General features: G+C 68.7%; 22 protein-coding genes. 13 read left to right on the top strand and 9 right to left on the bottom strand.

The genetic code is table 11. From position 1 onward, the window contains the following. The first annotated feature begins 58 nt into the window (after positions 1-58). Positions 59-481 (top strand): DUF1707 domain-containing protein, encoded by a 423-nt coding sequence (locus G6N48_RS03715; RefSeq protein ID WP_085267616.1) that lies wholly within the window; start codon positions 59-61, stop codon positions 479-481. Positions 482-490: 9 nt separating this feature from the next. Next, positions 491-1,255 (top strand): SDR family NAD(P)-dependent oxidoreductase, encoded by a 765-nt coding sequence (locus G6N48_RS03710; RefSeq protein ID WP_085267598.1) that lies wholly within the window; start codon positions 491-493, stop codon positions 1,253-1,255. A gap of 1 nt (position 1,256) precedes the next feature. Here the strand turns inward: G6N48_RS03710 and G6N48_RS03705 are convergent, their stop codons facing one another. Beyond that, positions 1,257-1,691: a protease inhibitor I42 family protein gene (locus G6N48_RS03705; RefSeq protein WP_085267615.1), complete on the bottom strand. Its 435-nt coding sequence runs from the start codon at positions 1,689-1,691 to the stop codon at positions 1,257-1,259. A gap of 242 nt (positions 1,692-1,933) precedes the next feature. Between G6N48_RS03705 and G6N48_RS03700 the strand changes: the two genes are divergently transcribed. The 4 genes from G6N48_RS03700 (at position 1,934) to G6N48_RS03685 (ending at position 6,887) form a co-directional block, all read left to right on the top strand. Continuing rightward, positions 1,934-3,523 carry a Na+/H+ antiporter gene (locus tag G6N48_RS03700; protein ID WP_085267597.1) on the top strand — a complete coding sequence of 530 codons (1,590 nt, stop codon included), beginning with the start codon at positions 1,934-1,936 and terminating at the stop codon, positions 3,521-3,523. A gap of 6 nt (positions 3,524-3,529) precedes the next feature. Then, positions 3,530-4,675: an AAA family ATPase gene (locus G6N48_RS03695; RefSeq protein ID WP_085267596.1), complete on the top strand. Its 1,146-nt coding sequence runs from the start codon at positions 3,530-3,532 to the stop codon at positions 4,673-4,675. A gap of 63 nt (positions 4,676-4,738) precedes the next feature. After that, positions 4,739-5,371, top strand: coding sequence for a TetR/AcrR family transcriptional regulator (locus G6N48_RS03690; protein ID WP_085267614.1), 633 nt, complete (start codon positions 4,739-4,741; stop codon positions 5,369-5,371). Continuing rightward, positions 5,364-6,887: an FAD-dependent monooxygenase gene (locus G6N48_RS03685; RefSeq protein ID WP_085267595.1), complete on the top strand. Its 1,524-nt coding sequence runs from the start codon at positions 5,364-5,366 to the stop codon at positions 6,885-6,887. The genes G6N48_RS03690 and G6N48_RS03685 overlap by 8 nt, the downstream gene beginning before the upstream one ends. Here the strand turns inward: G6N48_RS03685 and G6N48_RS03680 are convergent. Both G6N48_RS03680 and G6N48_RS03675 read right to left on the bottom strand, forming a co-directional pair. Beyond that, positions 6,884-7,501 carry a TetR/AcrR family transcriptional regulator gene (locus G6N48_RS03680; protein ID WP_085267594.1) on the bottom strand — a complete coding sequence of 206 codons (618 nt, stop codon included), beginning with the start codon at positions 7,499-7,501 and terminating at the stop codon, positions 6,884-6,886. The genes G6N48_RS03685 and G6N48_RS03680 overlap by 4 nt on opposite strands. A 9-nt stretch (positions 7,502-7,510) precedes the next feature. Continuing rightward, entirely contained in the window at positions 7,511-8,656 is a 1,146-nt protein-coding gene (locus G6N48_RS03675; RefSeq protein WP_085267593.1) for an aromatic ring-hydroxylating oxygenase subunit alpha, read from the bottom strand. A 130-nt stretch (positions 8,657-8,786) separates the two neighbouring features. Between G6N48_RS03675 and alsS the strand changes: the two genes are divergently transcribed. Next, positions 8,787-10,469 carry an acetolactate synthase AlsS gene (alsS, locus tag G6N48_RS03670; RefSeq protein WP_085267592.1) on the top strand — a complete coding sequence of 561 codons (1,683 nt, stop codon included), beginning with the start codon at positions 8,787-8,789 and terminating at the stop codon, positions 10,467-10,469. Positions 10,470-10,488: 19 nt separating this feature from the next. After that, on the top strand, positions 10,489-11,289 hold the full coding sequence (gene budA / locus G6N48_RS03665) for an acetolactate decarboxylase (RefSeq protein WP_085267591.1): 801 nt from the start codon (positions 10,489-10,491) through the stop codon (positions 11,287-11,289). Positions 11,290-11,297: 8 nt separating this feature from the next. Here the strand turns inward: budA and G6N48_RS03660 are convergent, their stop codons facing one another. Next, the gene (locus tag G6N48_RS03660) at positions 11,298-11,759 is read right to left on the bottom strand and encodes a hypothetical protein (RefSeq protein ID WP_139825613.1); all 462 of its coding nucleotides are present in this window, start codon (positions 11,757-11,759) and stop codon (positions 11,298-11,300) included. A gap of 178 nt (positions 11,760-11,937) precedes the next feature. Here G6N48_RS03660 and G6N48_RS03655 point away from each other — a divergent pair, with 178 nt between their 5' ends. Next, the gene (locus G6N48_RS03655; protein WP_085267589.1) at positions 11,938-13,083 is read left to right on the top strand and encodes a glycosyltransferase; all 1,146 of its coding nucleotides are present in this window, start codon (positions 11,938-11,940) and stop codon (positions 13,081-13,083) included. Positions 13,084-13,127: 44 nt separating this feature from the next. On the opposite strand, the gene G6N48_RS03650 is transcribed toward G6N48_RS03655, so the two are convergent. From G6N48_RS03650 to G6N48_RS03640, 3 genes are all read right to left on the bottom strand, one after another. Then, a complete protein-coding gene (locus tag G6N48_RS03650) occupies positions 13,128-13,835 on the bottom strand; it encodes a TetR/AcrR family transcriptional regulator (RefSeq protein ID WP_085267588.1) in 708 nt (235 codons plus the stop codon). Beyond that, positions 13,819-14,259, bottom strand: coding sequence for a hypothetical protein (locus tag G6N48_RS03645; protein WP_085267587.1), 441 nt, complete (start codon positions 14,257-14,259; stop codon positions 13,819-13,821). The genes G6N48_RS03650 and G6N48_RS03645 overlap by 17 nt, the downstream gene beginning before the upstream one ends. Positions 14,260-14,360: 101 nt before the next feature. Further along, on the bottom strand, positions 14,361-14,684 hold the full coding sequence (locus G6N48_RS03640; protein ID WP_085267586.1) for a DUF732 domain-containing protein: 324 nt from the start codon (positions 14,682-14,684) through the stop codon (positions 14,361-14,363). Between the two features lie 238 nt (positions 14,685-14,922). On the opposite strand from G6N48_RS03640, the gene G6N48_RS03635 reads away from it, so the two are divergent. After that, the gene (locus tag G6N48_RS03635) at positions 14,923-15,765 is read left to right on the top strand and encodes a sulfurtransferase (protein ID WP_085267585.1); all 843 of its coding nucleotides are present in this window, start codon (positions 14,923-14,925) and stop codon (positions 15,763-15,765) included. Positions 15,766-15,785: 20 nt separating this feature from the next. Here the strand turns inward: G6N48_RS03635 and G6N48_RS03630 are convergent, their stop codons facing one another. Continuing rightward, a complete protein-coding gene (locus G6N48_RS03630; protein WP_085267584.1) occupies positions 15,786-17,051 on the bottom strand; it encodes a cytochrome P450 in 1,266 nt (421 codons plus the stop codon). Further along, a complete protein-coding gene (locus G6N48_RS03625) occupies positions 17,048-17,644 on the bottom strand; it encodes a TetR/AcrR family transcriptional regulator (RefSeq protein WP_232066528.1) in 597 nt (198 codons plus the stop codon). Before G6N48_RS03625 ends, G6N48_RS03630 begins: the two co-directional genes overlap by 4 nt. Before the next feature lie 161 nt (positions 17,645-17,805). Here G6N48_RS03625 and G6N48_RS03620 point away from each other — a divergent pair, with 161 nt between their 5' ends. Genes G6N48_RS03620 through G6N48_RS03610 form a run of 3 tightly spaced genes read left to right on the top strand, consistent with a single transcriptional unit; the run spans position 17,806 to position 20,159 of the window. Beyond that, on the top strand, positions 17,806-18,531 hold the full coding sequence (locus tag G6N48_RS03620) for a hypothetical protein (protein ID WP_085267583.1): 726 nt from the start codon (positions 17,806-17,808) through the stop codon (positions 18,529-18,531). 56 nt (positions 18,532-18,587) lie between these two features. Beyond that, complete coding sequence (locus G6N48_RS03615; RefSeq protein ID WP_085267582.1) at positions 18,588-19,112, top strand: lipoprotein LpqH; 525 nt, start codon at positions 18,588-18,590, stop codon at positions 19,110-19,112. A 60-nt stretch (positions 19,113-19,172) separates the two neighbouring features. Beyond that, a complete protein-coding gene (locus G6N48_RS03610) occupies positions 19,173-20,159 on the top strand; it encodes an alpha/beta fold hydrolase (RefSeq protein ID WP_085267581.1) in 987 nt (328 codons plus the stop codon). Positions 20,160-20,264: the final 105 nt, after the last annotated feature.

The raw sequence follows: 20,264 nt of genomic DNA, 5'->3' as shown, positions 1-20,264 counted from the left end.
CGTCGTCTATGTTAATGCTATTCACATCGCGAAAGGGGTGGACGTGGACACACAACTCATGGCCGGCCGCGCCGGCGACCGCGACCGCGAGAAGGCGGCCGCACAGCTGGGCCAGGCCCTCGCCCAGGGTTACCTGCGGATCGACGAATACGACGAACGGGCACAGGCGGCGTTCCAGGCGCACACCACCGCGGAGCTGCGGGAACTGCTCGCCGACCTGCCGCTCGAGCGCATCCGGCGGGCCGATCCCCAACGGCGACAGGCCCGGGCGGCCGCGGCACGGCTCGGGGTGCACGTGCACCTCGTCGGCTACCTCGCGATGGCCCTGATTGTGCTCGCGGTGTGGGGCGGGGTCGCGGCGACCACCGGCGCGACCTACTTCTGGCCGATCTGGCCGATCCTCGGCGGTGCGATCGGGCTCGTCAGCCACGCCGCCGGCGTCCACCCCTGCACGACACTCGGGACAATTAAGAACAAGTAAGGAGCAACGATGTCGAAACTAGCCGTCATCACCGGCGCCAGCTCGGGCCTGGGAGCGATCTTCGCCGAACAGCTGGCCCAGCGTGGCCACTCACTGGTGCTCGCCGGACGCGACGAGCCCCGGCTCAAAGCCGTTGCGGCGCGCATCGAGCAGGAGGTCGAACTGGTCGTCGGCGACCTCGGCACCGACGAGGGCGTCCACCAGCTGCTGTCCCGGCTCGACGGGCGCGCGATCGACCTCCTGGTGAATAACGCCGGGTTCGGCACCTACGGCCCGTTCGCGGACATCGACGCCGACCGCGAGGCCAGCCTGATCGGGGTCAACATCGGCGCGCTGACCAGGCTGACCCACGCCGTGTTGCCGGGCATGCTCGCCCGCGGCAAGGGCGCAATCCTGAATGTCGCATCCACCATCGCGTTCCAGCCCGGCACCTACCAGGCAACCTACGGTGCCTCGAAGGCGTTCGTGCTGTCCCTGAGCCAGGCCCTCTGGGCCGAGACCCGCGGTTCGGGCGTGACCGTGACGGCGTTATGCCCGGGGCCCACCCGGACCGGCTTCGTCGACGCGCTGGAATCCGATGTCTCACACCCCGCGGTCTACCGGCGCCTCGCCGCACCGGAACCGGTGGTGGCGGCGGGCCTGCGGGGCGTGGAGCGCGGACGCGCCGTCGTGGTCCCGGGGTGGCGGTGGCGGGTGCTGACGGCGGGCGGCCGGCTGATGCCCGGCTGGATGTCCGCCCTCGTCAGCGCCAGGATGCTGCGGCCGGGGACCTGATCTACTGGACGGTCACGTCGGCCGTGTACGTACACGCGGGTCGGGCGTTGCGGCCCACGATGCTCGCGTAGGACGTGGTGATGCGCGTCGTCCCCGCCTTCAAGGCCGAAAACGTCCAGACCTCCGAGCCCGGCGCGCCCAGCGCGTCTGTGGTCGGGTGCACGAACTCGTGACTGATCTGCTTGATCACCGACGGGTCGCTGACCTTCATGTCCGGCGCCCAGCGGAAAGGGGTGGTGTAGTTCGAGCCGAGCGTCACCACGAGCGTGTTGCCGACGGCAAGCGTGATGCTCTGGGTGATGGTCTTCTGCTTGAGGATGTCGTTCATGGGAACCTGCAGCGTCCTGGTTGACGGCGGGTTTCTGGAGGCGAAATTGCAGCCGACAAGCGCGAACGCAACGAACAGGACGACTGCCACGAGCAGCCTGATCTTCACCACGAACCCCCTTCAGTCCGATCCGGAACCTAGCACTTCGACCCGGGGTCCGGACCGGAGTTGACCGTGCGGACGATCACGCCGGCGGCGACGGTTCGAGCGCGGTGTCGGTGACTCCGGTTGCGATGCAGAGTCTTTCCATATCGGTCCCGCACGACCGCGACGGCCGAAGCGTCCACGGTCGGCGTCGGCGCTCCCGCCCCTGAGGCGCACACCGCTTCCCGATCCAGGAGGATGGGCTGGTGTTTGGCCTCGTCCTCATCGTTGCTCTCGTCTCCACCGTCATCGTCGGGACAGTCCTGGGCCGCCGCTATCGGGTGGGCCCGCCCGTCCTGCTGATCCTGCTGGGGGCCCTGCTGGGGCTCATTCCCCGGTTCGGCGAGGTTCGGATCGACGGTGAGATCGTGTTGCTGCTGTTCCTCCCGGCGATCCTCTACTGGGAAAGCATGAACACCAGCTTCCGCGAGATCCGGGCGAACGCACGCGTGATCGTCTTCCTCAGTATCGGCCTGGTGATCGCCACCTCGGTGGCGGTGTCGTGGACGGCGCGGGCCCTCGGCATGGAGTCGCACGCGGCCGCGGTCCTCGGCGCGGTGCTCTCCCCCACCGACGCTGCCGCCGTGGCCGGCCTCGCGAAGAAACTGCCCCGCCGCTCGCTGACCGTGCTGCGCGGCGAGAGCCTCATCAACGACGGCACCGCGCTGGTCCTGTTCGCCGTCAGTGTCTCGGTCGCAATGGGCGGCCACCCGGTCAGCCCCGCCGCCCTGACCTTCCGCTTCATCGCCTCCTACGTCGGAGGCATTGCCGCCGGACTGCTGGTGGGAGCGCTGGTGGTGTTGTTGCGGCAGAAGATCGACGCACCTCTCGAAGAGGGCGCGCTGAGCCTGCTCACCCCGTTCGCGGCGTTCCTGCTGGCGCAGGCGTTCGACTGCAGCGGGGTGGTCGCCGTGCTGCTGTCGGCTTTTGTGATGACATACTTCGGGCCGAAGGTGATCCGGGCCCGATCCCGGCTGCAGGCCTTCGCGTTCTGGGACATCACCACCTTCCTGATCAACGGCTCGCTGTGGGTGTTCGTCGGCGTCCAGATTCCCGGCGCGGTGCGGGGGATCGACCATGTCGACGGGGGCCTGCGCCACGCCGTCTTCCTCGCCCTCGTCGTGACCGCCGTCATCGTCGCGTCGCGATTCTTCTGGGGGGAGGCCACCACCGCAGTGCTGCGGCTGGTCGACCGGCGTGAAGTCCAGCGTGCCCGCCGGGTCGACTGGCGTCAGCGCATGGTGACCGCCTGGGCGGGCTTCCGCGGCGCGGTGTCGCTGGCCGCGGCGCTGGCCATTCCGATGACGACCAATTCCGGGCGCCCCTTCCCGGACCGCAACCTCATCGTTTTCGTGGTGGTGATCGTCATCCTCATCACGGTCATCGTCCAGGGCACGACGCTGCCCGCGGTCGTGCGCTGGGCGCAGATGCCCGACGACGTCGCCCACGCCGAGGAGTTACGGCTGGCCCGCACCCGCGGCACGCAGGCCGCGCTCGACGCGCTGCCCGCGATCGCCGACGAGCTGGGCGTCGACCACGACATGCTGCAACGCGTGCAACAGGAATACGAGAAGCACGCCGCCTTGGTGATGGCCACCGAGGACGGCTCGGACAGCCACCTGGCCGAGCGCAAAGATCTGATCCGCCGGATGCGCCTCGGCGCGCTGCAGCACAAGCGGCACGCGATCACCGCCCTGCGCAACCAGAACCTGATCGACGACATCGTGCTGCGCGAGTTGCAGGCCGAGATGGACCTGGAGGAAGTGCAACTCCTCGACCAGGCGGACGGCGAGTAACGTCCGGTGCTGCAGACGGTCGCCATTCGCGGGTATCGCTCGCTGCGCGAGGTCATCCTGCCGCTGGGCCGGCTGTCGGTTGTCACCGGGGCCAACGGCGCAGGGAAGTCGTCGCTGTATCGCGCATTGCGGCTGCTGGCCAACTGCGGCCGGGGCGAGGTGATCGGCGCGCTGGCCCGCGAGGGCGGGCTGCAGTCGGCGCTGTGGGCCGGGCCCGAACAGCTGGGCGCCGCCCGGCGGTCCGGCACCACCGAGGGCACCGTGCGCACCCGCCCGGTGTCACTCGAATTGGGCTTTGCCGCCGACGATTTCGGCTATCTGATCGACCTCGGTATCCCCCAGGCCGCGGGTCCCGGCTCGGCCTTCGCCCGCGACCCGGAGATCAAACGCGAAGCGGTGTTCGCCGGTCCGGTGCCGCGGACCGGTGCGACGCTGGTGCGCCGCACCCGGGACTTCGTCGAGGTGAGCGGCGGCCGCGGGTTCGACGAGCTGTCCCGGTCGTTTCCGCCCTACCGCAGCATCCTCGCGGAGTTCGCACACCCGGAGGCGCTCCCCGAACTGACCGCGATCCGCGAGCGGTTGCGGGCCTGGCGCTTCTACGACGGCTTCCGCGTCGACGCGGCGGCACCCGTGCGACACCCACAGGTAGGCACGCGCACCCCGGTGCTGTCCGACGACGGCAGCGATCTGGCCGCCGCGATCCAGACGGTCGTCGAGGCCGGGTTCGACGACCTGGACCGGGCCGTCGCGGACGCGTTCGACGGCGCCACGGTGTCGGTCGCCGTCGACGACGGCCTCTTCGATCTGCGGTTGCGTCAGCGCGGGATGCTGCGCCCGCTGCGGGCGGCGGAGTTGTCCGACGGCACGCTGCGGTTCTTGCTCTGGGCCGCAGCACTTCTGAGCCCGCAGCCGCCGTCGCTGATGGTGCTCAACGAGCCCGAAACGTCGCTACACCCGGATCTGGTGCGTCCCCTGGCCCGGCTGATCCGCGCCGCGGCCGACCGAACCCAGCTGGTGGTGGTCACGCATTCGCGCTCGCTGCGCGAATTGCCGGACGCCGTCGAGGTCGAGCTCGTCAAGGACTGCGGCGAGACCCGCATCGCCGGCCAGGAGCTGCTGACGACACCGCCATGGGACTGGGGCAAGCGCTAGCCACGGAAAACTGCCCAGCGGGCAACTTTGCCCAATGTGCACCTTTTGGGTACGGTGGTCGGCATGACGGGGCTGCGCGAGCGAAAGAAGGCCGACACCCGGCGCGCGCTGAGCGACGCCGCACTGAGCCTGGCCTTCGAACGCGGGCTCGAGAACGTGACTCGCGACGACATCGCCGGCCTGGCGGGGGTGTCACTGCGTACGTTCAACAACTACTTCAACGGCAAGTACGAAGCCCTGGCCTATCGGCAGGCTGAGCGCGTCCGCCGTAGCGTGGCGGTGCTACGGCAACGCCCGGCCGACGAACCGCTGTGGACGGCGATCACCCACGCCGTGCTCGAGCCGTTGGAGGAAGACTTCGCCGACGCGCACGGTGACGAGAACCGCGTGCCGAGCCGGCGGCAACTCGTCGAGATCCGGAAACTGGTGATGCACCCACAGGTCCGAAACTGCGTTCCGGACAAGCTGTTCGAAGAGATGTTGCACGCGATCGCCGAGCGCACCGGCACCGACCCCGACCGGGATCTGTACCCACGGTTGGTGATGGCCGTCGTGCGCGCCGTCGGCGACGCGGCCGCCGAAGCCTACATCAGGGCCGACCCGCCGGTCCCGATCACCGCGCTGATCCGCTCGGGCTTCAGCGCCGTCAGCGCCGGCCTGCCGGAACCTCACCGAGAGGATTCACGTCATGAGTGACCAACAGGCGCCCGTCGTCATCGCCGGCGCCGGGCCCAATGGTCTGATGCTGGCCTGCGAACTCGCGCTGGCGGGCGTGACGCCCGTCGTGCTGGACAGACTGCCCGGGCCCAGCTCTGAACCCAAGGCGAACGGGCTTGTGGGGCAGGTGGTCCGGATGCTCGACATGCGCGGGCTGTATCAGGCGTTCACCGGTGACGACGGCCCGCCCCGGCCCGCCGACGGATGGATGTTCGCGGCCATGGCGCTGAACTTCTCCGGCGTGCCGAACAATCCGATGTACGCGATGCTGATGCCCCAGCCCCGACTGGTGCGGCTCCTGGAGAAGCGGGCACGCGACCTGGGGGTGGATGTGCGCTGGGGTCACGAGCTCGTCGGCCTGCGGCCGGAGCCGGAATCCGTTGCGCTGAAGGTCTCCTCGCCGGGAGGCGATTACGGCCTTTCCGCCAGTTACCTGGTGGGAGCCGACGGCGGGCACAGCCCGGTCCGCAAGGCGCTGGGAATCGATTTTCCCGGCAGCACCTCTGCGACGGTCAGCCGCCTCGCTCACGTGCACATCCCCGAGCGACTACGCCGCGCCGACGGCGTCGTCGAAATCCCGGGCTTCGGACCGCTTCCCTTTGGCCACACGCGGTTTGACAACGGCGGGCTGATTTTCGCCGAGTTCGAGCCCGGCAGGGCGATGCTGGGCAGTATCGAATTCGGGCCTTGCGCCGAAGAAGAACCGATGTGCCTGGACGAACTACGTCAGAGCGTCCGTCGTGTGGTCGGTGTCGACATCCCTTTCGTGGAGCCGAAAGGTGCTGGTCCGCATGCCCTTCGGCGCATTGAAGGCTGGAATACGCGGCATGCGACGCGCTACCGCGACGGGCGGGTCTTGCTGCTCGGCGACGCCGCCCACGTGCACAGCGCGATGGGCGGCCCGGGTCTGAACCTCGGCCTGCAGGACGCCATCAACCTCGGCTGGAAGTTGGCGGCCCAGGTCGAGGGCCGGGCTCCCGAGGGATTGCTCGACACCTACGAGTCCGAACGGCACCCCGCCGGTACGCGCGTCATGATGCATTCGCTCGCCCAGACCGCGCTCATGGCCCCGGGTCCCGAAGTCAAGGCATTACGAACGCTTTTCGGCGAACTCCTCACCGGCACCGCCGTCGCCGAGAAGATGGCGGCGCTGCTGGCCGGCTCCGACGTGGTGTATGACGTCGGCGACCACCATCCGTTGTCGGGCCGGCTGGTGGCGGACCTTACGCTCGACGACGGCCGGCGGATCGTCGAGCTGCTGCACGACGCGCGACCGGTGCTGCTCGATCTCGACGGCGCGGTCGCAGCCGATGCGGGCGGTTGGGCCGACCGCGTCGACACTGTCACCGCCACCGTCGCCGACCGGCCCGCGGCCGCGATGCTGATCCGGCCCGACGGCTACGTCGCCTGGGCAGCCGACACGATCGGCGCCGGCGAGCGGGACGGCCTGCGCGCCGCGTTGCGCCGCTGGTTCGGGGCCGGGTCAAGCGGCTAGGGTTCCGGGACGGTTGGCCGATGGTAGGCGATCGCGGGCGCGACCCACTGGCGCAGGTAATCCCGCAACTCGGCGGGCGATCGCGGCGGCCGCCCGGGATCGACGATGAAGGACTGCAGGATCCTGAGCATGAACTCGACCAGGCCGTCGCGCCGGTCCTCGGTGATGCCGGCCGTGTCCCAGTCGACGTCGAACCGGTCGACGATGGAGCGGCCCAGCGAGAGGGCCACGTCGCTGGTCACGCTCGCCGAGTACGACGCCGCCTTCTCCGGCGAGAGCAGCAGCCCCAGATACTTGTCCCGCGGAAGCTGTTCGAGCGTGTGCGCGATGCCCTCCACCACCGCTTCGGCGGGATCGTGGATTCCCTTGCAGTGGGCTGCTATTCGGTCGAGATAGGGCCCGACCTGGGAGAGCGCGGTGGCCGCCAGCAAGGCGTCGGTCGTTGGGAAGTACCGGTACACCGTCTGCCGGGTGACGCCCAGCTCACGCGCGATGTCGGTGATCCGGATGTCCGGGCCGGAATCGTCGACGGCGCGGCTCGCCGCCGCGATGATCCGCCGGATGGCCTCGTCGTCGCTGGACGGCAACGCACCGGACCAGCCGTGTCTGCGCATCCACGTACCCTAGTCCAGCGCGACTCCCAGGACCTCGGCGAACACCTTGATCATGTGTTGCACGCCGATCTCGTTGCGGCCGATGATCATATGGTCGTGCCCGCCCTGCCGCACGCCCTCGCCGCACTGGGGCAGCATCGCGAAGTCCTCGTCGCGCACCGCCGCGTGCACGGCGTCGTAGATCATGTCGTAGACGCCGCGCTGCTCGTCACTGGTCGCCGGTATCCGCGCCAGCCAGCTGTGGCGCACCGTGCAGCGGGTCGGGGCGCCCGCGGGCAGGATGTCGATGACCTCCACACCGACATTGCTGTTGGCCAGGATCAGGTTCGGATAGATCCAGTAGATCAGCCCCATGTTGTCGCGCACATCCCACGACCCGGCCGGGTCGCCGTCGAGGTTGGTGATCCAGTTGAACGGAAACCCGAGCCGGTGATGCCTGCCGTACTCGTCGTAGATCGCCACGTTGGGCAACGCGTTCTGCCCGATCAGGCTCTGACCGTGCACGAACGGGAAGTGGTAACCCTCGGCGAACGCCTCCAGAGCTCCCTTCCACGACACCTCGGAGGTGAATTCGCGGTGGGCGTGATACCCGAACGACCCGTAGTCGAGTTCGGCGAGCTGCGTCCGCACCGGACCCAGGTGCGCGTCGATGTCGATCGCCGCGCCGGGGCGCAGCACCGCCCAGATGAAGCCGTAGGCCTCCTCGCTCGGCAACTCGACCAGCCCGTAATCCTCGGTGCGGATGCCGGTGAAGCCGGACTTGCCCGGGAGACTGGCCAAATCGCCGGTGTTCCGGTAGGTCCAGGCATGGTAGGGGCAGGTGAACCGCGAGGCGTTGCCCGCACCGCAGGCCGGCATCGCGCCGCGGTGGCGGCAGTAGTTCAAGAACACGTGGCTCACGCCCGCGCCGTCGCGGGTCACCAGCAGCGAACTTCCCAGCACGGAGCGAACTTCGAAATCGTTCGGGTTCGGGACCTGCACGCTGGGCAGGATCGCCAGGGGCGTCCGCCGCAACATCTGCGACTCCTCGACGTCGGCGAGCTTGGGGTCGCGGTAATAGTTCAGCGGCACCCGCAACACCTCGGCGGCCATGTCGGTGGTCTTGTCGAGCACCAATCGCAGGGCCCGCCGTGTCAGATCCTCGTTGATCTCCATCGGCCGCACGCTCTCGATAGTCACCCCTGCCTCCTAATCGCCGCACCTCGCTCGGACCATACACCAAGCCATGTGTGGATGGTCAAGGTCTCCCCTCGCCACACCGCCGGACACATGCTTGGCTGGGTGCATGGCCCCGACGGATTGCGGTGCACCCGTGCGCAGCGCGCAGAAAATCGTCGACGTCCTGTCGGCCCAGGGCGTCGAATACGTCTTCGGTGTGCCAGGCGCCAAGATCGACGCGGTCTACGACGCGCTGGCCGACTCCGGTCCGCAGCTCATCGTGTGCCGCCACGAACAGAACGCCGCGTTCATGGCCGGGGCGATCGGCCGCCTCACCGGCACGCCCGGGGTGGTGTTGGTGACGTCGGGGCCCGGCACCGCCAACCTGGCCACCGGTCTGCTGACCGCCAACACCGAGCAGGACCCGCTGGTTGCGCTGTGCGGCGCGGTGCGGCGCGAGGACCGGCTCAAGCGCACCCACCAGTCGATGGACGCCGCCGCACTGCTGCGCACGGTCACCAAATTCACCGGCGAGATCAACGACCCGGACAACGCGGCCGAGGCCACCGTGGCGGCGTTTCGCGCCGCGGCCGGCGAGCCGCGCGGGGCGGCGGCCGTCGTGCTGCCCGCTGACGTCCTGGCCGCCACCACGACCGCGGGAATCACCGACCGGCTGCCGATACCGCCCATGGCGGCCGCCCCCTCGGCGGCGATCGCCGCGGCGGCCGAGCTGGTCCGTACCGCGCGCCGCCCCGCTCTGTTGGTCGGCAGCCGCGGCGCCGACCCGGACAGCTGCCTGGCGCTGCGCGCCCTGGTCGCCACCACCGGGCTGCCCGTCGTCGAAACCTTCCAGGCCGCCGGGGTGATCTCGCGCGCGCTGGAGCGCCACTTCCTGGGCCGGGTGGGCCTCTTCCGCAACCAGCCGGGCGACGTGGTCCTCGCCCACGCCGACGTCCTGATCGCCGTCGGCTATGACGCGGTCGAATACGACCCGGCGCAATGGAACGGCGACGCCGAGCGCACCATCGTCCACGTCGACTCGGTGCCCGCCGACATCGACAACCACTACCGGCCGGCCCTCGAACTGCTCGGCAGCGTCGCGGCCACCCTGACCGCGCTGACCGACGCCCTGGCCGGCCTCACGCTCACCGGCGAATACTCCGACGCCATCGCCCGGCAGCGAAAAGCGTTGACCGACATCGATATCGCCGCGCGTGAGCGCGCACCGGACGGGCCGGGGCTCAACCCGGTGGCCGTCGTGTTGCGGCTGCGCGACGAGCTCGGTGACGACGCGACGATCACCTGCGACATCGGCTCGGTGTACATCTACATGGCCCGCCATTTCCGCGTGTACGAACCGCGGCGACTGCTGTTCTCCAACGGGCAGCAGACGCTCGGCGTCGCGCTGCCGTGGGCGATGGCCGCCTGCCTGGTGCGCCCCGGCACCCCGGTCGTGTCGGTGTCCGGCGACGGTGGATTCCTGTTCTCGGCCCAGGAACTCGAGACCGCCACCCGGCTCGGGCTGAGCTTCACCCACATCATCTTTCGCGACAACACCTACAACATGGTGGGCTTCCAGGAGGTCCTCAAGTACGGCCGCGAATCGGGGGTGCAGCTCGGTGACTATGACACCGTCTCCTACGCAGCTGCGTTCGGCGCTCGCGGATACCGGGTGCACACCCTCGACGAGTTCAGCGCCACCCTGCGCCGGGCGCTGACCGAGGACGGGCCGTCGCTGATCGATGTGCCGGTGGACTACAGCCACAACGTCGAGCTGGCCGCGCACCTGCACGACGACCCCTTCGAGTGAGCCGGGAAACAACACGACCATGACCACCGCCTATGACCGCTTCCGCCATTGGGCGACAAGGCTTCTCGATCACCAGAAGCCCTCGGACGATCACGACAACGAGGTCTATCAGTTCTCGACGATCAGCGCCCTGCTCGAGGGCGTCTACGACGGTGACGTCACCGTAGCCGACATCCTGCGACACGGCGACTTCGGCCTGGGCACCTTCAACCACCTCGACGGCGAGATGGTCGTTCTCGACGGCGTCTGCTACCGGTTACGCGCCGACGGCACCGCCTCCCGGGCGGCGCCCACCGACCGCACCCCGTTCGCCGCGGTCACCCGGTTCCATAGCGACTTCGAGATGACGGTCGAACGGCCCACCGGCCGAACCGAGTTGCTCGCCGCCATCGACCGCCGGATCGAAAGCGCTAATTTGATCTACGCCATCCGCATCACCGGGCGCTTCGCCGAATTGCGCACCCGCACGGTGATGGCACAGCGGCCGCCCTATCCGCCGCTCACCCAGGCGACGGAGGAGCAGGCCGAGATGGTGTTCACCGGCGTCTCGGGCACCGTCGTGGGGTTCCGGACGCCCGAGTTCGAGCAGGGCATCTCCGTGGCCGGATACCACCTGCACTTCCTCGACGACGACCGCACCCGCGGCGGCCACATCCTCGACTTCGTACTCGAGCGCGGGCAGATCGCGGTCAGCGGGGCATCACAGATGCATCTGAGCCTGCCGACGTCGGGTGCGTTCCTCGGGGCGCAGCTGTCCGGCGCCGACCTCGCCGAGCGGATCGACAAGGCCGAGGGCCCGAGGTCCAAGAACCCGGATTGAGCCGCTCGTCACCACCCAACTGCTTTGCGGCACAACGATTCCAGAACATCCGGGCATTCCTTGAGACACAGGTAACTCGGATACGAGGCACCCGACCCCCTGACGCACGCCCGGAACGCCTCGTACCCGGCGTGCACGTCGAATCCCACGAACGCGAGCAGCACCACGGGCGACACCACCGCGAGGAGCCCGAGTGCGAGGCCGGCGACCGCCAGGCCGCCGCCGGCGGCGACGCCCCGCTTGACTCGCCGCCGGGCGACCCCGCCGATTACCGCCGCCGACGCCCCGAAGACGAGGCATGACGACGCGACCACGACGGCCGATTTCTGATCGAGCGACCCGGGGTCCACGACGCCGGTGACGACCGGCACAAGGAACACCACCAAGGCGACCACTGCCAAGGCCAGCGAGACGGCGCCCAGCGTCGATCTTGGCGGTTTACCAGCGGCCGCGCCCGCGGATTCTGTCATGCACCACTCCTCGGCCGGCCACGCAAATTATCCATTATCCCCGTTGGTGACACGCTCGTCACGTAAGCACAGGTTATAGCGCGTGGTGTCGGCCCCGGCGAGCGGAATTCATGCAGTATTCAGGCGCGCGTCGATTCGACATCGTGGACTGCACACGCGCACCGCGTCTTCTCGCGGTATGCGTGTTGTTCAGGTCGCCAACTTCTATGGCCCGCGCTCCGGCGGCCTTCGCACCGCGGTCGATCGCCTGGGCGCGGAGTACTGCGCCAACGGGCACGAGGTCTTCCTGGTCGTTCCCGGTCAGCGCGCGCAGCGCTGCCGGATGCACACCGGCGTGGTCCGAATCACCCTGCCCGCCCGGCTCATTCCGCTCACCGGTGGATACCGCGCGGTGATGCCCGGTCCGGTCAAGGCGCTGCTGCAGGCGCTGGAGCCGGATGCGCTGGAAGTCTCGGACCGGCTCACGCTGAGGTCGCTGGGGAGGTGGGGCCGCGAACACGGCGCCAAGACAGTGATGATCTCGCATGAACGCCTGGATCGGCTTGTGGGACAGGTACTTCCGGGCCCGCCGGCACGCAAGTTCGCTGACATCGCCAACGCGCGCACCGCCGCCGACTACGACACAGTGGTGTGCACCACGGGTTTCGCGCGCGAGGAGTTCGACCGCATCGGCGCGACGAACACGGTCACCGTGCCGCTGGGCGTCGACCTGCAGACCTTCCATCCGAGCCGCCACTCCTACCTGGTGCGGCGGCGCTGGGCGGCGCCGAATCAGATGCTGTTGGTGCACTGCGGCCGGCTGTCGGTGGAGAAGCGGGTCGACCGCAGCATCGACGCCCTCGGCAGGCTGTGTCACGCGGGCGTCGACGCCCGGCTGGTCGTCGTCGGCGAGGGCCCGCTGCGGGCCCGCCTCGAACGGCAGGCGTCCCGGCTGCCGATCGACTTCACCGGCTTCGTCAACGATCGGCACGCCGTCGCCGGCCTGCTGGCCACGGCCGACGTCACGCTGGCGCCCGGACCGCATGAGACCTTCGGGCTGGCCGCACTCGAGTCGCTGGCGTGCGGAACCCCGGCCGTGGTGTCGCGCACCTCGGCGCTGACCGAGATCATCACCCCGGACAGCGGCGCCTTCGCCGACAACGACCCGGCCGCCATCGCCAGCGCCGTCAGTGCCGTCGTCAGCCGCCCCGAACACCAACGCCGCCGCTGCGCGCGCCGCCGCGCCGAGGACTTCACCTGGCACCGCGCCGCCGCCGGCATGCTGGCGTCGCTGGGCGCGCCGGCGACCGACGGCCCGCACGACGACGCCGAACACACCGCGTAGTGTCCACATCGAACCTGCTGCGAGCGAATTAGCGGCTCCGGACGCTAGATAAAGCTGCGCGGCAGCGCGGCGACCATCGCTTCGACCTCTCCGCGTGTGAGCGTGATGACGCTCCCGTCGGGCACCCCGAGGATTCGGTCGACGGCGATCCCGTGCAGCGTGAATCTCGTTGTCAGAATGTCGATAGCACCGGCGCGGGAAGCTTCGTCGGCCGCCCGCAGGACATCCAGGATCTTCGAGTTCGTGCGTGCGGCAAGACCGTAAATCATGTCGGCCACGCCTTCGGCGTCGAACGTGTCGAACACGCCCTCTGAAACACCCTCGGCGATCACTCGTGCCAGCAGGGGTAGGAAGAGCGCCTCTTCGACGGCGAGGATCCGCCCGTACAGGTGGGCGTTGCTGGGTTGCAGCAACGACGCCATCGCAGCGAGCTGCTCCGGTGCGGCCATCTGCATCTTGACCCGAAACCCGGCCGCCAAGGCCGCGTTGAGCCGGGACAGCGCACCCCCACTGCACTGCTCGACAGCGTGCTCGACACGGGCGAACGCCTCGCGCGCACTGCGTTCGGCCAAGGCTGCCACCAGCGAATCCTTAGACGGAAACCAGTGATAAAAGGCGCCTTTGGACACCCCGGCGTCCGCGATCACGTCGTTGAGGCTCACATTGTCGTAGCCGTGCCGCAGGAAGAGCTCCGAGGCCCGATCGAGCAGCTCCGCCCTGCGGATATCGGGGTGCTTAACGACCCGCGGCATGCGGGCGGCCCTCCGGCTTCCAACCGACGTAGGTCAGGTAGAGCCCGGCCGAGGCCAGGCAGCCGAAGAGCGCCCAGATCGCCGCGGTGGCACCCGCACTGTAGATCCCGTTGCCGGCGGCGTCGTAGGCCGACGGCACGGTCAGTAGCAGCACCCCGCGGATCGCCAGGAACCAGCCCAGCACCGATACGATGATCGCCGCCGGGCTGCGCCAGTACTGGTGGAACGCGATGACGATCAGGCCGGACATCAGTAGGATGGCGCCAAAAAGCCACGGCCACATTGGATTTGCCTTGAATTCGGTGAACAACGTCTGCATGTACGAGCCGCGCACCGCGACCGTGGTGGGCACGATCGTGAAGAACGGGCCCAGGACGCGGGCGAACATGCGGGTGCGGATCTGCGCTTGATCTGGTGCGCTCATCGCCCAACCTCCATGGTTGGGATGAGTGTATACCGACCAGTGGTCGGTATACCAGACCATCAGTCGGTAGACCGGCTCAGGCGCAGCCCGGCCGGGTTCCGTCAGGTGCCCGGCTTGTTGGGTGAATGCTTGCCCGGGCAGTAGTCGGCGGTGGCCGCGCCGATGAAGGCCTCGGCCTGCTGCTGGGTCAGCTTCGCCGTGCCCGTCAGCTGGTCGATCTCGTCCTTCTGGCTGTAGCCCGCGTCGAGGTCTTTGCACATGACCTTCGCCATGTTCACGACCTGCGACGTCGAGCCCAGGTTGATGCCGTGCGACTGGAGATAGTTGCTGAAGTCGGTGTCATTCTGGTCGGCGCGCGCCGTGCCGGCGGGCAACAGCACGGCGGCGGCCGCGGCGAGCGCGCATGCAGAAGTCTTGAATCTCATTTGCTCATCACCTTCGAAGCTTCACATCGACATCGGGCAGGGGCTAGGGTCCGAAGTCGTCACCGTCGGAATTTCGTTGCGCTCAATCCTTGCGCGGCAGGGGTTGAGGGGTCAATAGCGCGCGGGCGGCGGCGACGGGCATAACCTAAAGATCAAACCGCCGTTCACTTTTAGTTCCCCCAGAGTTTAATTGCATTCTCGTTGCCAGCCTCGCACGAGCGACAAGGAGGGCCTATCCGTGAAAGCTCGCAACCAGGTGCTGATCACCGCCACCGAACTGGCCGCACTGATCGACGCCGGTGACCCGGTGACCATCCTGGACGTGCGCTGGCGGGTGGACGCTCCCGACGGCCGCCAAGCCTATACCCGGGGCCACATTCCGGGCGCGGTGTATGTGTCGCTCGACGACGAGCTCAGCGATCACACGATCACCGGCCGCGGCCGCCATCCGCTGCCCTCGGGCCAGGATCTGCAGGCGGCCGCCCGGCGTTGGGGAATCCGGCAGGGCACGCCGGTGGTGGTCTACGACGACTGGAATCGGGCCGGTTCCGCGCGGGCGTGGTGGGTGCTGACCGCGGCGGGACTGGACCAGGTCCGGATCCTGGACGGCGGGCTGGCCGCGTGGCGGGCGACCGGGCGGGACCTCCAGACGGGTCCGGTCGAACCGTCGCCCGGGAACGTCACTGTGCGGCATGACGATTTGTACGCCGGCAGCCGAAGTGCGTTGACGGCGCAGCAAACCGGCGCCGTGACGTTGCTCGACGCGCGCGCTCCGGAACGGTTCCGCGGCGACGTCGAACCCCTCGACCCCGTTGCCGGTCACATACCCGACGCCGTGAACGTGCCCAGCACCGCTGTGCTCTCGGCCGACGGCACGTTCCTCGAGCCCGGCCCGCTGTCGCAAGTGCTGTCCGACAGCGGCGTGGACTTCGACGGCGATCTCGGGGTCTACTGCGGCTCGGGCGTCACCGCGACCGTGACCATCGCGGCGCTGGCCGCCACGGGTCGTGACGCCGCGCTGTATCCGGGCTCCTGGTCCGAATGGAGTTCGGATCCGCACCGCCGGGTCAGCCGGGGCTGATGTCGCCGGGCCGAACGTGACTAACTCTGACCCAGGCTGCAGGGCAGTCGCTTGATGCCGTGGAAAAACGACGAGCGCAGCCGGTCCGGTGCACCCGTGACCGTCAGATGCGGCACGCTCGCGTACAACTCTTCGAGCATGACGCGCAGTTCGAGGCGGGCCAACTGGGCGCCGAGGCAGAAGTGCACTCCCCCGCCCCCGAACGCCGCGTGGCCGGCGTCCGGCCGGGTGACGTCGAGCCGGGCGGCCCGGTCGAACACCTCCTCGTCGCGGTTGGCCGACAGGTAGTGCATCAGCACCCAGTCCCCGGTGGGGATCCGTTGGCCGCGGATCTCGACGTCGCGGGTTACGGTGCGCCGAAAGTGCATCACCGGGGTGGCCCAGCGCAGCAACTCCTCGACCGCGGCCTTCACCGCATCGCGGTCGCGGGCCAACAGGGCTCGTTGATCGGGATGGTCGGAGAGCGCCAGGATGGCGTGACTGAGCGTGTTGCGGGTGGTCTCGTTGCCGGCGATCGCCAGCAGCAGGAAGAACTCGTTGAGCTGATCGCGGTTGAGCTTTTCGCCGTCGACCTCGGCGGCGAGAAGGGCCGACAAAATGTCGTCGGTGAGACCGTGCCTGCGCCGATGCTTCACCAATTCGCCACAATACGAGAACATTTCGGCCGCCGCCTGCCCGAGAGCTTCAGGACCCGGGGCGTAGTCGGGATCTTCGATGCCCAGGCTGCCGATGGCGTTGCTCCATCGGAAGACGTCCATGCGGTCTTCGGCGGGGACCCCGAGCACTTCGGCGATCACCTGTAAGGACATCTCCGCGGAGATGTCGGTGACGGCGTCGAAGTCGCCCTTGGCGATGATGTCGGCGACGATGTCACGCGCCACCTGGCGCATCCGCGTCTCCAGGCGCTGCACGTTGCGCACCGTGAAACCCTGGTTGATCAGTTTGCGGTAGTGCACGTGGCGGGGCGGGTCGATGCCGGGCAGCATCGCCGAATTCGGCCCGGCCTCGACCTCCACCAGCGTGTTGCCCTTGCTACTGGTGAAGGTGTCGGTGTCGCGGCTGACCAGCCGGACGTCGGCATGCTTGGTCAACAGCCACGCCCGGGGCAGCCCGGGCAGCTGCACCGGGTGCACGGGCGCACCGGCTCGCAGCCGGGCCAGCGCGTCGAACGGGGCGCCGGCGACGAAGGTGTCCGGGTTCAGCACAGCCGCGGCGTCGCGATCCTCGGGAGTGTCCTGGTTCTCGACGACCAGGGACCCCACCAGTGTGGGCTTCGGCACGTTCATCGCTTCTCCGCAAGGGTTTTGATCCCGGTCACGACCACGTTGAGCCCCGTCCGGAACTGGTTGGCAGTGCTGCGTTTACCGCGCGGCGATCCGGTGAGCCGACGTGACTCCTCCAGGCTCACCGAGCCCAGCAGGTACGTGTACAGCACCTCATGGGCGGCGGCCGCGTCGGCCTTGGCGAGCCCGGCTTCGGTGAGCAGTGCACGGCTGAGCCGGTCGAGCCTGCGCGCGGGTTCGCTCGGACCGCTGGTCTGCAGTATGCCGGCGACGCCGGGTACAGCGATGATCACTTCCCTTGCGGCACAATACAGCTCGACGATCCTTTGGTCCCAGCGGCCGACCCCCGGAACCGGTATGTCGGCCAGCACCGACTCGCCGAGTAAATCGATGGCGGCCCGCTTCCCGGGGACGTGGTAGTACACCGACGGCACGGCGGCCCCCAACTCGGCGGCCAGGTCACGCATGGTCACCCCTTGCACACCGACGCGACCCACCAGGTCGCGCAAGGCGGCCACCACCTCGGCGCGACCGAGTTCGCCGTAGGGCCGCCGCGGGCCCACAGTCCCGGCGGCATGCTTGTGAGCGGTGGGCAAGAGTCACTCCTTCGTGACGCTTCATTCGAGCGTTGTTCGAATCTACGCCTGCCCGGTGCCGCAGCAAAACGCCGGCCGCCCGGTAGCATCTGCACCATGACGCGCCGGCCGGCTGGCGGGGACGCCCACCCCGCGGGAAGCAGCGGCCTCCGGAGTTCCGTGTGAACCGAGTCAAGGCAGGCATTTTCAGCCTCACCGCCGCGGCGCCCACCGACGACGACTACCTGCGTTGGCACCTGCTCGACCACATGCCCGAGCAATACCGGCTGCCGGGAATCACCTTGGGGCTGCGCTGGATCGCGGACGGCGACTACCCCGGCCACCGGCTTGCCGCGCACGGACCCCTCGGCGACACCGGCAACGTGGTGCAATACCTGGTCGGCGACCCGGTCGAGCAAACCTTCGACGACTTCGTCGCCCTCGGTCGCGAGCTGCGGGATAACGGCCGCTTCCCCGTCATGCGACCGCTGCTGCAGATCTGCGGGCTGCGCCTGCTGCAATGGCACAGCTCCCCGCAGGCTCTGGTCGCCGCCGAGGTGGTGCCGTTCCGTCCGCACCGCGGGGTGCTGCTGATCGTCGAGGAACCCGCCGACGGACGGCCCGACGGGTGGCTGCAGTGGTTGCACGCCGAACACGCGCCGGCGCTGCTCGCGACCGCGGGCACCGCCGGTGCATGGACGTTCGGCTCGAGCGGCGGGTGGAACCGCCCGCCCCGGGGGTGGCAGACGGCCCCGCAGTACGTCACCGTCGTCTATCTCGACGACGACCCGCTGCGCGTCACCGACGCCCTGGCTCCCCTGGTCGAAGAGCGCTGGCGGTCCTCCGCCGTGCGTCCACTGTTCGCCGGACCGTTGCGCAGCATGGTCAGCTGGGAAGCCTGGCCGTGAGCGCGCGGTGGCGGCGGGCTCTATAGTCCTTCTGGCGTGTTAGCGAAGGATGTGAGATGGCGAACCCGGACAGTCGCCCGGCTCGGCGGCGGATCGTCCTCGTGACGGCCGCACTCGGGATGGTCGCGCTGAGTGCGGATCTCTCGGCGTGCTCGAGCAAAGGCAGCGGTGCGGGCACCAGCACGAGTTCCAAGCCCGTATCGGTCACGACTGTCATGATCGACGGGAACAAGCACACGATGGTCGCGAATGTCGATTGCACCACCGCGGCGGCCCAACGCAACGCGATTCCCGCCGAATCCGGAGATCTCACCACGCGCATCAGCGTTCGCGACGATTCGGCGTCGGTGTCGTTGGCCCTCTCCGACGAAACACCGCCCAGCGTCGACGGGTTCGGGCTCTCACTCACCGCAGGCAACGCCCAGTACCAGTTGCCCTACCAGGCGCCGCAATCGGCGACGCAGGTCCAGACCACCAAGGACGGCAAGAGCTACACGGTGACCGGGACCGGCCAGGCCTCCACGCCGGGGCAGAGCGCCACCCGCCCGGTGACCTTCGGCATTCACGTGACGTGCCCCTGAACCGCCGACCGGTCGCAACCACGGTTGTCCAACCGTGACCACCTCTGCGATGCTGACAGCTTGGACATCTTCGCGGAGTGGCAAGGCGGCGGCACGGAGCTTCGCTGGCGGTCGACGACCGCCGCCAACGGCGGCCAGCAAGTCTCGGTGTTCAGCCGACGGTGCGGCACCGCGGGGGCACCGCCTCTGGTCCTCGTGCACGGCTTTCCGACGTCGAGCATCGATTACTTCGCCCTGACGAGGGAGCTCGGCTCCGAGTTCGACATCTACCTCCTGGACTTCCCGGGCTACGGGCTGTCGGACAAGCCGCCCGAGCCCTACGTGTATTCGCTGTACGACGACGCCCGGCTGCTGGTGCACGCGATCACTCAGGTGTGGAGGCTGACCGACTACCGCATGCTCACCCACGACCGCGGCAGCAGCGTCGGCATGATCGCGCTGGGCATGTTGGCGGCCCAGGAGCCGCCACAGGTGCCCGTCGACCTCATCGTGACCAACGCCAACATCTATCTGCCGCTGTCCAACCTCACGGTGTTCCAGACCGCGCTGCTCGACCCGGCCACGGGGCGGGCCACGGCCGCCGCGACCACGCCGGAAATGCTGGCCGCCGGCATGGGCGCCAGCACGTTCATGCCCAGGCGCACGCTTGACGACCCCGAGATCGCGGCACTGGCAAAGTGTTTCGCCCATAACGACGGTGTCCGCGTGCTGCCCGACACGATCCAGTATCTCAACGAGCGCGCCGCCGACGAGACCGGTTGGCTGGAAGCGCTTTCCAAGAGCCCGGTCGACACGACGGTGGTGTGGGGCCTGCACGACAACATCGCACCGCTGCGGGTGCCCAACCACGTGTGGCAGCAGTACCTGAAGGCCAAACCCGGCCGCAACCGCTACTGGGTGGTCCCCAATGCCGACCACTACCTGCAGTGCGACGCCCCCGACCAGTTGGCCGCGATCGTTCGGCTGACCGCCCGGGGCGGGGACGTTGCGTTGCAGACCCTCGGCAATCAGCCCGACGGCGCGGTCCTCGTGGACGCCACCGCCTGATCGACCGAGCGTCACGCGGGCAGCCGCCGCGACCCCGCTGATACCTAACATTTGTTCAAATCTTCGGCTTCTCCCGCCGAAAACCGCATCAACCTTGACCGCATA

It is taken from the genome of Mycobacterium parmense (genome assembly GCF_010730575.1).
Classification (GTDB): domain Bacteria; phylum Actinomycetota; class Actinomycetes; order Mycobacteriales; family Mycobacteriaceae; genus Mycobacterium; species Mycobacterium parmense.
The sequence above is the reverse complement of the archived record's forward strand: the minus strand, read 5'-3'. Positions and strand labels throughout refer to the sequence as shown.